The organism is Bradyrhizobium diversitatis (assembly GCF_016031635.1).
GTDB classification, from domain to species: Bacteria; Pseudomonadota; Alphaproteobacteria; order Rhizobiales; family Xanthobacteraceae; genus Bradyrhizobium; species Bradyrhizobium diversitatis.
The window spans coordinates 47,173-59,076 of sequence record NZ_JACEGD010000029.1; the positions used below are offsets into that span (position 1 = coordinate 47,173).

General features: G+C 62.8%; 13 protein-coding genes. 3 read left to right on the forward strand and 10 right to left on the reverse strand.

The window, feature by feature from the left end; all coding sequences use genetic code 11:
- Positions 1–121: 121 nt before the first annotated feature.
- The 10 genes from rplL to H1B27_RS28130 all read right to left on the reverse strand — a co-directional run bounded on the left by rplL (position 122) and on the right by H1B27_RS28130 (position 8,027).
- Positions 122–499: a 50S ribosomal protein L7/L12 gene (gene rplL / locus H1B27_RS28085; RefSeq protein ID WP_061876888.1), complete on the reverse strand. Its 378-nt coding sequence runs from the start codon at positions 497–499 to the stop codon at positions 122–124.
- Positions 500–553: 54 nt separating this feature from the next.
- The gene (rplJ, locus tag H1B27_RS28090) at positions 554–1,072 is read right to left on the reverse strand and encodes a 50S ribosomal protein L10 (protein WP_061876889.1); all 519 of its coding nucleotides are present in this window, start codon (positions 1,070–1,072) and stop codon (positions 554–556) included.
- Positions 1,073–1,661: 589 nt separating this feature from the next.
- Positions 1,662–2,615, reverse strand: coding sequence for a 2-hydroxyacid dehydrogenase (locus tag H1B27_RS28095; protein ID WP_061876890.1), 954 nt, complete (start codon positions 2,613–2,615; stop codon positions 1,662–1,664).
- A gap of 90 nt (positions 2,616–2,705) precedes the next feature.
- Entirely contained in the window at positions 2,706–3,398 is a 693-nt protein-coding gene (rplA, locus tag H1B27_RS28100) for a 50S ribosomal protein L1 (protein WP_018647230.1), read from the reverse strand.
- Positions 3,399–3,404: 6 nt separating this feature from the next.
- On the reverse strand, positions 3,405–3,833 hold the full coding sequence (rplK, locus tag H1B27_RS28105; protein WP_008136439.1) for a 50S ribosomal protein L11: 429 nt from the start codon (positions 3,831–3,833) through the stop codon (positions 3,405–3,407).
- Positions 3,834–3,968: 135 nt separating this feature from the next.
- Positions 3,969–4,523 carry a transcription termination/antitermination protein NusG gene (nusG, locus tag H1B27_RS28110; RefSeq protein WP_028177956.1) on the reverse strand — a complete coding sequence of 185 codons (555 nt, stop codon included), beginning with the start codon at positions 4,521–4,523 and terminating at the stop codon, positions 3,969–3,971.
- Entirely contained in the window at positions 4,523–4,714 is a 192-nt protein-coding gene (gene secE / locus H1B27_RS28115) for a preprotein translocase subunit SecE (protein WP_007611620.1), read from the reverse strand. Before secE ends, nusG begins: the two co-directional genes overlap by 1 nt.
- A gap of 339 nt (positions 4,715–5,053) precedes the next feature.
- Positions 5,054–6,322, reverse strand: coding sequence for a class I SAM-dependent methyltransferase (locus H1B27_RS28120; RefSeq protein WP_197968317.1), 1,269 nt, complete (start codon positions 6,320–6,322; stop codon positions 5,054–5,056).
- 82 nt (positions 6,323–6,404) lie between these two features.
- The gene (locus H1B27_RS28125; protein ID WP_197968318.1) at positions 6,405–7,427 is read right to left on the reverse strand and encodes a lysylphosphatidylglycerol synthase transmembrane domain-containing protein; all 1,023 of its coding nucleotides are present in this window, start codon (positions 7,425–7,427) and stop codon (positions 6,405–6,407) included.
- A gap of 12 nt (positions 7,428–7,439) precedes the next feature.
- The gene (locus H1B27_RS28130; RefSeq protein ID WP_246515753.1) at positions 7,440–8,027 is read right to left on the reverse strand and encodes an SIS domain-containing protein; all 588 of its coding nucleotides are present in this window, start codon (positions 8,025–8,027) and stop codon (positions 7,440–7,442) included.
- Between the two features lie 165 nt (positions 8,028–8,192).
- Between H1B27_RS28130 and H1B27_RS28135 the strand changes: the two genes are divergently transcribed.
- From H1B27_RS28135 to H1B27_RS28145, 3 genes are all read left to right on the forward strand, one after another.
- Positions 8,193–9,221 carry an SDR family oxidoreductase gene (locus tag H1B27_RS28135; RefSeq protein WP_061877030.1) on the forward strand — a complete coding sequence of 343 codons (1,029 nt, stop codon included), beginning with the start codon at positions 8,193–8,195 and terminating at the stop codon, positions 9,219–9,221.
- A gap of 84 nt (positions 9,222–9,305) precedes the next feature.
- Positions 9,306–10,871: a PfkB family carbohydrate kinase gene (locus H1B27_RS28140; protein WP_197968320.1), complete on the forward strand. Its 1,566-nt coding sequence runs from the start codon at positions 9,306–9,308 to the stop codon at positions 10,869–10,871.
- Positions 10,872–10,897: 26 nt separating this feature from the next.
- Positions 10,898–11,899, forward strand: coding sequence for an NAD-dependent epimerase/dehydratase family protein (locus H1B27_RS28145; protein WP_197968321.1), 1,002 nt, complete (start codon positions 10,898–10,900; stop codon positions 11,897–11,899).
- Positions 11,900–11,904 lie beyond the last annotated feature (5 nt).

Here is an 11,904-nt window from a genome sequence, read left to right on the forward strand (position 1 = left end):
TTTGCATCTGGCGCCGGTCCTTCCGATCGTCATGGCCGGGCTTGACCCGGCCATCCACGATCTTGGGACGAGATCCCGGGTCTCGCTTCGCGAGCCCGGGATTTCGCCGAAGCAACTTGCGTTACTTCAGCTCAACCTTGGCGCCAGCCTTCTCGAGCTGGGCCTTGATCTTGTCGGCTTCGTCCTTGTTCACGCCTTCCTTGACAGGCTTCGGCGCGCCCTCGACGAGGTCCTTCGCTTCCTTCAGGCCGAGACCGGTGATGGCGCGGACTTCCTTGATGACCTCGATCTTCTTGTCGCCGGCGCTGGCGAGAACGACCGTGAACTCGGTCTTCTCTTCCGCCGGAGCGGCAGCGGCGCCACCAGCAGCCGGGCCAGCCACAGCGACAGCCGCGGCGGCCGAAACGCCCCACTTCTCTTCGAGGAGCTTCGCCAGTTCGGCAGCTTCGAGCACGGTGAGGCTCGAGAGGTCGTCAACGATCTTCTGCAAGTCAGCCATTGTTCAGTTTCCTTGAGTGTAAGTCTGGTTCGGGTTTGAGTTTTGCGAAGGGCGTCAGGCCGCTTCGCCCTTTGAGGCATGAGCCTGGATGACGCGCGCGAGCTTGCCCGCGGGCGCGTTGGCGAGCTGGGCCAGCTTGGTCGCCGGGGCCACAAGCAGGCCGACGATCTTGCCGCGCAGTTCGTCAAGCGACGGCAGCGAGGCAAGCGCCTTCACGCCGTCGACATTCAGGACGGTCTTGCCCATCGACCCGCCAACGATGACGAACTTTTCGTTCGCCTTGGCAAATTCGATGGCGACCTTTGGCGCCGCTACCGGATCGTTGGAAGTTGCGATCACGGTCGGCCCCTTCAGCATGGGGCCGATGGCTACGACGTCAGTGCCTTCAAGAGCAATTTTGGCGAGACGGTTCTTCGAGACCTTCACCGACGCACCCGCCTGCTTCATCTGCTGGCGCAGCTTCTGCATTTGGGCGACGGTGAGGCCGGAATATTGAGCAACGATCGCGACGCTCGTGGTCTTGAAGACCTCGTTGAGCTGTTCGACCGCCTCTTTTTTTGCCGCTCGTTCCACAGCAAGCTCTCTCCGGTTGGCGGTCATCGCGAGAAGCGGGACCGCCGGGTTTCACCCATCGTCCCGCCCGAACCTGAACCTCCGGGCCAAAAAACCCATCGGACACGCCGGGCAAGACGACAATTCAAAGCCTGCCCTCCGGGAGCCCCCTTGGAGGCCCACGGCGTGTCGAGGTCCGAACCAGACCCGTTTCGCTAACCCTACCGTTAAGGCTGGGCGCGAAGTGAAATCCGGTCTTCACCCGTCTATGCAGGCCATGCGATTAAGCCATTGAGAAATCGAAATTTCCCGCAGGCGCCTGCAGTCTTGGACAGGACGAGGCCAGCCGGCGAACCGTCCGACCTCTGCCCGCACCCCAGCCAACCGACGGGTTTTCCTTCCTTTTCCGGGCAAATCCTTGCGGACGTCCTGAAAAGGAATGATCTCCTGTCATGCCGGTTTTTCGGAATGCGTGCACGAACGCGCCAGCCGAGGCCGGTACGTTCGGAGGCGGTTCTTTAACCGCTCCGGGCCTGCTTGCCAAGAGCAAAATTCACACCAGTTCCAATCGATTGCCGGCCAGGCTTGATCTCGGCTGACAAGGCCCGATTCAGGACGATTTGACCGCGTAAGGGAGCGGTCTACCCTCGAAGAACGCGGTCAGGTTGGCCAAGACGCAATTCTGCATGGCAACGTGCGATTCCAGGGTGTGGCCGCCGATATGCGGGGCGAAGACCACGTTCCGCAGCGCCGTCAGCGCATCGGGGGCGTGCGGTTCCTGCTCAAAGACATCGAGGCCGGCGCCGGCGATGGTCTTGTCGGCGAGCGCGGCGACCAGGGCTTTCTCGTCGATGACGGAGCCGCGGGAAATATTGACGACATAGCCGTCCGCGCCGAGTCGCCGAAGGATATCGGCATTGACGACATGCTGGGTCTCGGCCCCTGCCCGGACCGCGATCATCAACACGCTGCACCAGTCGGCCAGCGCCTCCAGCGACGAGAAATATCGATACGGCAGATCGTATCGGGTGCGGCTGAAATAGCCGACCTCGCTCTCGAAAGCCGCGCAGCGCACGGCGATCTTGCGGCCGATCTCGCCCATGCCGTAGACGCCGATGCGGCGGCCGGGCATGCCGGCCTGAGGCCGCATCATTGGCGACTGTTTTGACGCCGCCCAGTCGCCACTGCGGACATATTGGTCGGCGACCAGAAGGCGCCGTGTCGCCGCGAGCATCAGGGTCATTGCGATATCGGCGACCGAAGCGGCATTGGCGCCCGGGCTGTGGCCGACGGCGATATTGCGCGCGGCGGCTGCCTTCAGATCGACGCCGTCATAACCGGTGCCGTAGCAGATGATGGCGCCGAGCTTTGGAAACAGGTCCATCGCCTCCGCGCCGAGCAGGGTCCCGCCCGCGGTCAGCATCGCGCGGATACCCCTGAGCTCGTCCGCCGGAAAAACCTCGTGCGCGGGCTTGCCAGCGGTGTCGAGCAGTTCGAACCGCTCGGCGAAACGCGCCATCATGGTTTTGGGAAAGCGCGAGTAGATCAGGACCTTGTCAGCCATTGTTCTTGCTTCCGGAGAGCGCCGCCACAAACGACGAGGGGCGGAATCGGTTGCCCAATTCCGCCCCTCGCCTCATGCAATTTCCAAACCTTAGCCGAGAATGGTGCCCGGCTCGACCTTCACGCCCGGGCCCATGGTCGAGGACACCGCAACGCGCTGGATGTAGGTACCCTTGGAACCAGCCGGCTTCGCCTTGGAGACGGCATCAGCCAGGGCCTTGATGTTCTCGACCAGCTTCTCCTCGGAGAACGAGGCCTTGCCGACGCCGGCCTGCAGGATGCCGGCCTTCTCGACGCGGAACTCGACCGAGCCGCCCTTGGCACCCTTCACCGCGCCGGTGACGTCCATGGTCACGGTGCCGATCTTCGGGTTCGGCATCAGGCCGCGCGGGCCGAGCACCTTACCGAGACGGCCGACCAGCGGCATCATGTCGGGGGTGGCGATGCAGCGGTCGAAATCGATCGAGCCGTTCTGCACCTTCTCGACCAGGTCCTCGGCGCCGACGACGTCAGCACCGGCCGCCTTGGCTTCGTCGGCCTTGGCGCCACGGGCGAACACGCCGACGCGGAGCGTACGGCCGGTACCGTTCGGCAGGGTCACGACGCCGCGGACCATCTGGTCGGCGTGACGCGGATCGACACCGAGATTGATCGCGACCTCGATGGTCTCGTCGAACTTCGCCTTCGCGCGTTCCTTGACCATCTTGATGGCGTCCGCGAGCGGGTAAAGCTTTTCGCGATCAATGCCTTCGCGGGCTTTGTTCAAACGCTTTCCGATTGCCATGACCGCTTACCCCGCAACTTCCAGACCCATCGAACGGGCAGAGCCCTCGACCATCTTCATGGCCGATTCGATGGTGTCGCAATTCAAGTCCTTCATCTTCTTCTCGGCGATCTCGCGCACCTGCGCCTTGGTCACCTTGCCGGCCTTGTCGCGGCCCGGCGCCTTCGAGCCGGACTGGATCTTGGCAGCCTGCTTGAGGAAGAAGGACATCGGGGGGGTCTTCATCTCGAACGTGAACGAACGATCGGCGTAGATCGTGATCACGACGGGAATCGGGGTGTTCTTCTCTTCCTTCTGGGTCTGGGCGTTGAATGCCTTGCAGAACTCCATGATGTTGAGACCGCGCTGACCAAGCGCGGGACCGATCGGGGGCGAAGGATTCGCCGCGCCGGCCGGGACCTGAAGCTTCAGGTATCCGGTCACTTTCTTTGCCATGTATCACTCCTGTTGTGCCGGCATGTCGCCGGCGGTTTCAGGTTCGTGGTCGGGATCGATGTGCGGCTGGCAACCGCCCTCGTCCTCCCACGGCCTCTCTTTGCGCAAAGCGTTTCGGCTTCACGCGCGCCCCGATCAGACCTTCTCGACCTGACCGAATTCCAGCTCGACCGGCGTGGCGCGGCCGAAGATCGACACGGCGACCTTCACGCGCGAGCGCGCCTCGTCGATTTCCTCGACCACACCCGAGAACGAGGCGAACGGGCCATCGGCCACGCGCACATTCTCGCCGATCTCGAACGACACCGACGCCTTCGGCCGTTCCACACCCTCCTGCACCTGGTGCAGGATGCGCATGGCCTCGGCCTCCGAGATCGGCATCGGCTTGTTTTCCGCGCCGAGGAAGCCCGTCACCTTGGGCGTGTTCTTGATCAGATGAAACGCCTCGTCGGTCAGCTTCATCTTCACCAGCACATAGCCCGGGAAGAACTTGCGCTCGGCGTCGATCTTGCGGCCGCGGCGCACTTCCGTGACCTTCTCGGTCGGAACCAGCACCAGCTCGAACAGATCCTCGAGGCCGCGCTGTTTGGCCTGCTCGCGGATCGATTCGGCGACCTTCTTCTCGAAGTTCGAATAGGCGTGAACGATGTACCAGCGCTTGTCGGACAATTGAGCGGTTGCCGTTGCCATCAGTGAATGCCCAGGAGGAAGGTGATGAGGTAGCGGATGATCTGGTCGGCGGCGAAGAAGAAGATCGAGGCGACGGCGACCATGACGAACACCATGATGGTGGTGATCGTGGTCTCACGACGGGTCGGCCAAGTGACCTTGGCGGTCTCCGAACGCACTTCCTGCAAGAACTTGAACGGGCTGACTGCCATCGTTTTGATGTCCAACGTCCGTCGACAGACGCGAATGAATTTCGGGGATCCGAACAGCCGCCGTTGGCCCAGCCCTCTGTCTCGAAGGATGAGCCGGAAACCGGGCTCGATTGTTCGGGGATTTCAAAGCCGCGCCGGAAATCCGCGTCTAACGGGCCGGCTGCGAGTGCCGGGTAAATACTGCGGATGGGGCCAAAGGTCAAGATACGGGGCTTCGCGGCGAGAAGCCGGCGTCCTCAGGCGACCCATGCACACCCCAAGGAGGATCAAGGACTTATCTCCCGTCCCAGCGGGGACGAGATCAGCCCCGGAACCTCCCTGACCAACCCGCCGCCCGGATCAGTCGGCCCGGTCGACCATGGAGACACCCGGGAGCGGCACCACGAATTTTCCACCCTCGGCAAAATAGCGGGCGTGCTTGGCCCGGATCGGGTCGACATAGCGCCAAGCGAAGACCACGACAAACGCTGGCTTGCGCTCATAAAGGGCCGCCGGGGGCAGAATCGGAATGTCGTAACCCGGGCCTGCCATCACGTTCCCCTTCTTGGGGTCGTCGTCCACCAGGAAGTCGATCTTGTTCTCCAGGCAGAACTGCGGGAGCAGCGTCGTGGTGCCGACCGACACACCGTAGCCGGCGACCAGCTGCCCCCGTGCATGAGCGGCATCGGCCATCGCGACCAGCTCGTCGCGGATGGCCGCGATCCTCTTCACATAGGGCACATAATAGGCCGGCTGATCGACGCCGAGCCGGTCCTCCTCGGCGATGAACCTCGCGACCTCCGCTGACGGCTTCTTCGCACCGCCGGCGCGCTGGACAGTCACGCGGATCGAGCCGCCCTTGGTCCAGATGTGCTGAACGTCGATCACTTCCATGCCGAGCCGCGCGAAGAAGCGCGTCAACGGCTTGATGTTAAAATAGGACAGATGCTCGTGATAGACGGTGTCGAGCAGGTTCTTCTCGGTGACATCGACGCCGTACTGCGTCTCGAAGACGAACAATCCGTCCGGTGCAAGCACGTCGCGAACCCCGATCACGAGCGGATCGAGATTGTCGACATTGGCGATCATGTTGTTGGCGATCACGACGCTCGCCGCACCATGGCTTTGCAGGATGCGGTGCCCGATCGCGTCCGTGAAAAAATCGCCGATGGTCTCGATCCCGGCTTCCGTCGCACGCCGCGCGATGTCGACGGCGGGATCGACACCCAGCACCCGCATGCCGCGCTCCCTAAAGAAGCCGAGCAACGATCCGTCATTGCTGCCGAGCTCGACGACGAGCGAGCCCGGCGCGATCCCGAAGCGGCTGACGACGTCGTTGGCATAGCCTGCGAAATGCTCCCGCAAGCCGAGCGAGAGCGAGGTGGTATAGACGTAGTTGCGGTACTGGATCTCTGGATTGCCGACATGGAGAATCTGGAGGTGGCCGCAGTCCCGGCACAGATGCAGCGCCATCGGTACCGCGGCCCTGAAGACGGGATCGTCGACGCTGGCGTCCGGCACCTGGAAGTTCGGCGTGCCGATGGGCATGCCTGCCATCGGAACGACCAGCTCCTGCTTGTCCGAATGGCAGAGGCGGCAAGTTTGGCGGACGTAGAACAGGTTTTTCATCGTGGAACCGAGATATGAGATACGCGAGCGAATGAGATAATCCCATCCTGTGAAGACCAGATCGGCAATGGGCTTGCGCAGATCATGAGTGGCTCGAGACTTCCGTGCCCTGCCCCAGCGCGAAACCGGGCGCTTCCTCCGCCGCCCTTGCGGCCTTGTCAGCGGAATACGACCCACGCTCCGGACTCGCCAGCCAGATTACGCCGCCGACGAGGCCAACAATCACGCTGATGGCACCTAGCAGGAGTGAAACCGACAGCGCTTCCTCGGACGGCACACCCGCAAGACCGAGGCAGGCGACCATCGCCCCTTCGCGAACGCCCCAGCCGCTGATCGAGATCGGAACGGCTGTTAACAGCACGACCGGCGGAATCAGGATGCCGGCGTCGAGGATCGATAGCTGCGCTCCGACACCGCGCGCCAGGGTGTAGCAGGCCGCCGCCGTCACGAGATGGATGAGGAGCGCGGATCCGAACAGCAAACCGCGGCGCTCGGATTGCAACAGAAGAAACCTGACGAGCGTTCCGAACCGGACGAAGCTTGCGATTGCGGGGAGCGCAATAAGGCGTTTCGGCAAACGGTCGAGCGTCAGCAGGACCACGGTGCCGGCGACGCCCGCCAGCGTAAGTCCGCCGATGGCCAGGATCGCTGCCGCATTGGACACCCGTGACAGCAGAAACGGCAATCCGGCCACCATCAGCACGATCAGCCCGATCAACGCCGTGAAGCGGTCTGCCGCAACGCCCTTGACCGCCGCTGACCACTGCACGCCACGTTGGCGGAGCAGCCACATCCGCACCGCGTCCCCGCCGACCGACGACGGCAACACCTGATTGAACCAGAGGCTGATCATGAGGATCCGCCAGCCCGCGAGCCAGTTCAGCGGCACGCCGAGCGCGCGCATGATCAGCTCCCACCGGCCGTTGAGCACGAAGGTCTGGAAGAAGATCAGCGCAAACGCGACGACGAACAGGACAGGATCGACCGAGATGAGATGAGTTCGCAATTGGCGCAGGTCGAGGCCGCGCGCGATATAGACCAGCACCGCGACCGACAGCAGCAGCTTCACCGAAAACAGGGCCGCATGCTTGAATCGCGACTGCATCGGATGCCCGCCTCAGGACGCCGGATATTCCGCACGACCGATGACGAGGTCGATCGCGGCCATCATCCAGAACTGGTGCGTGGTCTCGACAATGTTGTAGCTGCGGCTGTCGACCCAGAAATTGACGTCGCCGAGGCTGCGCAGCGGATTGTCCGCATTCATGCCCGACAGCGTGATCACGCCGAGCTTCATCGTGCGCGCCTGCGCAACCGCATTGAGGATGTTCTTCGAACGTCCGGACGAGCTGATCGCGACGAGGCAATCGCCGGCGCGGGCATTCAGGCGTACTGCGTGCGCGATCCAGTCCTCGAAGCCGTAGTCGTTGGCAAGGCACGACATCATGCTCGCATCGCTGAAGCAGAGTGCAGGCACCGACGCATTCTTCGCCAGATCGATCGCCAGATGCGAGGCGATGCCGGCTGAGCCGCCATTGCCGATGAAGATGACGCGACCGCCCTGCTCTCGCGTGCGCAACCAGGACGCGCGCGTGGCGGAGATCCTGGCAAAAATACCGTCGTCGATCGCCGTCGCGCGATGCAGGCGGCCCACGTAGTCGTCGAGAAAGGCCTTGTGGTCGGGATCGACGGACTCGGCGGGCATGGGCTGGCGGCTCGATTGCAACATGTCCGGGTGATACCGGCTATTACCAAGGATTGCAAAGGTATAATACTTGCAAAGTTTGCGAGCGGCTGGTAGTCGGCTTTCGGGTTTCACTCAACATTGGCGAGCCTGTTTCGCTGGGCATTCGCGTCACGGATGTTCCCCATGAAATGCATCGTTACTGGCGGCGCCGGTTTCATTGGCAGCCACCTCGTCGATCGCCTGCTCGACGATGGCCATGAGGTCATCGCGCTCGATAATTTCGTTATCGGACGCGCCGAAAATTTGGCCGCGCGCGCCAGCTCGAGCCAGTTGAAGGTCGTACGGGCGGACGTCACCGACCTCGACGCGATCAAACCGTATTTCCACGGTGTCGATTGGGTCTTCCATCTCGCGGCACTGGCTGACATCGTTCCCTCGATCGAGTCCCCGATCCCGTATCACCGCGCCAACGTCGACGGCACGGTCAACGTTCTTGAGGCTGCGCGGCACGCGGGCATCAGCCGCTTCGTCTATGCGGCGTCATCGTCCTGCTATGGTATCCCCGACGTCTATCCGACGCCGGAGAGTGCCGAGATCCGGCCGATGTATCCCTACGCCCTCACAAAGAATCTCGGCGAGCAGTGCGTCATGCACTGGTGCCAGGTCTACAAGCTGCCTGCCGTGGCGCTACGCCTGTTCAACGTGTACGGGCCCCGCCATCGCACCACGGGCACCTACGGTGCCGTGTTCGGCGTGTTCATGGCGCAGAAGCTCGCGGGCAAGCCCTTCACCGTGGTCGGCGATGGCGAGCAGACCCGCGACTTCACCTTCGTCAGCGATGTCGCCGATGCCTTCGTGACCGCGGCGCGCTCCGATGTCTCCCATGAGATATTCAACGTCGGTTCGGACAACACCTACAGCGTCAACCGGCTGGTCGAGCTTCTCGGCGGCGACAAAGTCCATATTCCCAAGCGTCCCGGCGAGCCCGATTGCACCTACGCCGACATCACCAAGATCAAACGGGTCCTGAAATGGATGCCGAAGGTGAAGTTCGAGGACGGCGTCGCGACGATGCTGAAGTCGATGGACCAGTACAGGGACGCGCCCCTGTGGACGGTGGACAAGATCGCCGATGCCACCAAGGACTGGTTCAAATATCTCGGCGACGACGGCGATGCGGCGTCCGGCACTGTGCAGAAGGCGGGCCGTTGAGCAGACTCGTTCGACCCCGACATTCGTGCCGCCAACCGATCATTTCCGGGCCGGCCAGACCGACCCGCGCTTTGGATAATTCTCATGGGTAATATTCCGACGGACAAGCTGACCGTTCATCCGGCACCGCACCAGAAGATCAAGACGGTCGAGGAACTGGGCGAGATCGCGCGGGCCGCGCAGGCCGAGGGCCGGACCGTTGCGCTCTGCCATGGCGTGTTCGATCTCGTGCATCTCGGCCACGTCCGGCACATCCTGGCGGCACGCAACGAGGCCGATGTGGTCATCGTGACCGTCACGGCGGACCGCTTCGTCAACAAGGGCCCGGGACGGCCGATCTTTCCGGAGAACATGCGCGCCGAGATGCTGGCCGCGCTCGGCACTGTCGACTGGGTCGGCATCAACCGGACATCGAGCGCCGAGCCGATCCTCGATACCGTGCGCCCAGACATCTACGTGAAGGGCTCCGACTACGAGAATCCGGAGGATGACGTCACCGGCAAGATCGCGGTCGAGCGGGAGGCCGTCGAACGCCATGGCGGCCGCATCGTCTTCACCCGCGACGTGACCTTCAGCTCGTCGTCGCTGATGAACCGCTACTTCGACATCTACGATCCCCCTCTGCGCGATTACCTCCAGAAGGTGCGCGAAGGCGGTGGCGCCGAGCGCCTGCTGAAGCTGATCGACAAGATCCAGGACATGCACGTCGTTCTGGTCGGCGATACCATCATCGACGAATACCAGTACGTCACGGCGCTCGGAAAGGCCTCAAAGGAGAACATTGTCGCCACTCTGTTCAAGAACGGCGAACAATTTGCCGGCGGTGTCATTGCCGCGGCCAATCACGTGGCGAGCTTCTGCAAGTCGGTGGAGATCGTCACGACGCTGGGTGGCAAGGACTACCCCGAAGAGTTCATCCGCGCGCATGTCCGCCCGAATGTCACGCTCACCCCGATCCGCATTCAGGGCCGCCCGACCACCCGCAAATTGCGGTACGTCGAGATGGGCTACCTGCACAAGCTGTTCGAAGTCTACACCATGGACGACACGCCGCTCGACGAGGCCGAGCGCAAGGAGATCGACCGCGTCACCGCCGAGCGCGTGCGCGGCGCCGACGTGGTCATCGTCACCGATTTCGGCCACGGCATGATCGCACCCAGCACGATCGACACGCTGATCGCGAACTCCAAGTTCCTTGCGGTCAACGCCCAGAGCAACAGCGGAAACCACGGCTACAATCTAATCACGAAATATCCGCGCGCCGACTACGTCTGCATCGACGCGCCGGAAGCGCGCCTGGCGGCCACCGACAAGTTCAGCGACATCGCGTCGGTGATCCAGGACCGCCTGCACCGCAAGATCGATTGCGACAACATGATCATCACGCACGGCTCCTTCGGCTGCTACCCCTTCTCGTCGAAGACCGGCGTCGCCCGCGTGCCCGCCTTCACCAAGACCGTCGTGGATACCGTCGGTGCCGGCGATGCCTTCCTGACGATTACGGCGCCGCTGGTGGCAGCCGGCGGCAACATCGAAGACGTCGCCTTCATCGGCAACGCGGCGGGCGCGATCAAGGTGGGCATCGTCGGCCACCGCAGCTCGGTCGAAAAGGCGCCGCTGGTCAAATTTGTCACCGCGTTATTGAAGTGACGCGAACGGGAATCTGGAGAACGACAGTGATTGGTCAGAAATGGAATGTGATGGTCACCGGTGGCGCCGGCTATGTCGGCAGCGTGCTGGTTCCCCAGTTGCTGGCGGCGGGCCACAAGGTCACGGTGCTCGACCTCTTCATGTACGGCGACGACGTCTTCAACGCCGTTCGCGACAATCCCAATTTGCGCCTGATCAAGGGCGACATCCGCGATGAGGCCGCGATCAACGAGGCCCTGCGCGGCAACAATGCGGTGATCCACCTCGCCTGCATCTCCAACGACCCCTCGTTCGAGCTGGATCCGGGGCTCGGCAAGTCCATCAACTACGACTGCTTCCGTCCGATGGTGCGCGCCGCGAAGAAGGCCGGCATCAAGCGCTTCATCTACGCCTCCTCGTCGAGCGTCTACGGCATCAAGGACGAGGCCGAGGTGACCGAGGAACTGTCCTGCGAGCCGCTCACCGACTACTCCAAGTTCAAGGCGATGTGCGAGACCGATCTTGCCGACGAAGCCGCATCCGGCTTCGTCACCTGTACGGTTCGTCCCGCCACCGTCTGCGGCTACGCACCGCGGCAGCGACTCGACGTCGTCGTCAATATCCTCACCAATCTCGCGGTCAACACGGGCCGCATCCGCGTGTTCGGCGGAACGCAGAAACGGCCCAACCTGCACATCGAGGACATGTCCGCGGCCTATCTGTTCCTGCTCCAGCAGGATGACGCGAAGATCGACGGCAAGACCTACAACATCGGCTACGAGAACCACTCGCTGATCAAGATCGCCGACATCGTCAAATCGGTGGTGGGAGACAACGTCGACGTCGCCGTCGAGCCGACCGACGATCTGCGCTCCTACCACGTCTCATCGGAGAAGATCCGACGCGAGCTCGGCTTCGCGCCGACGCACACGATCGAGCAGGCCGTGTCCGGTCTCGTCGACGCCTTCAAGGCGGGCCGCCTGCCGAACTCGCTCAACGACCCCAGGTATTTCAACATCAAGATGATGCAGAACATCAGCCTGAAGTGAGCGGC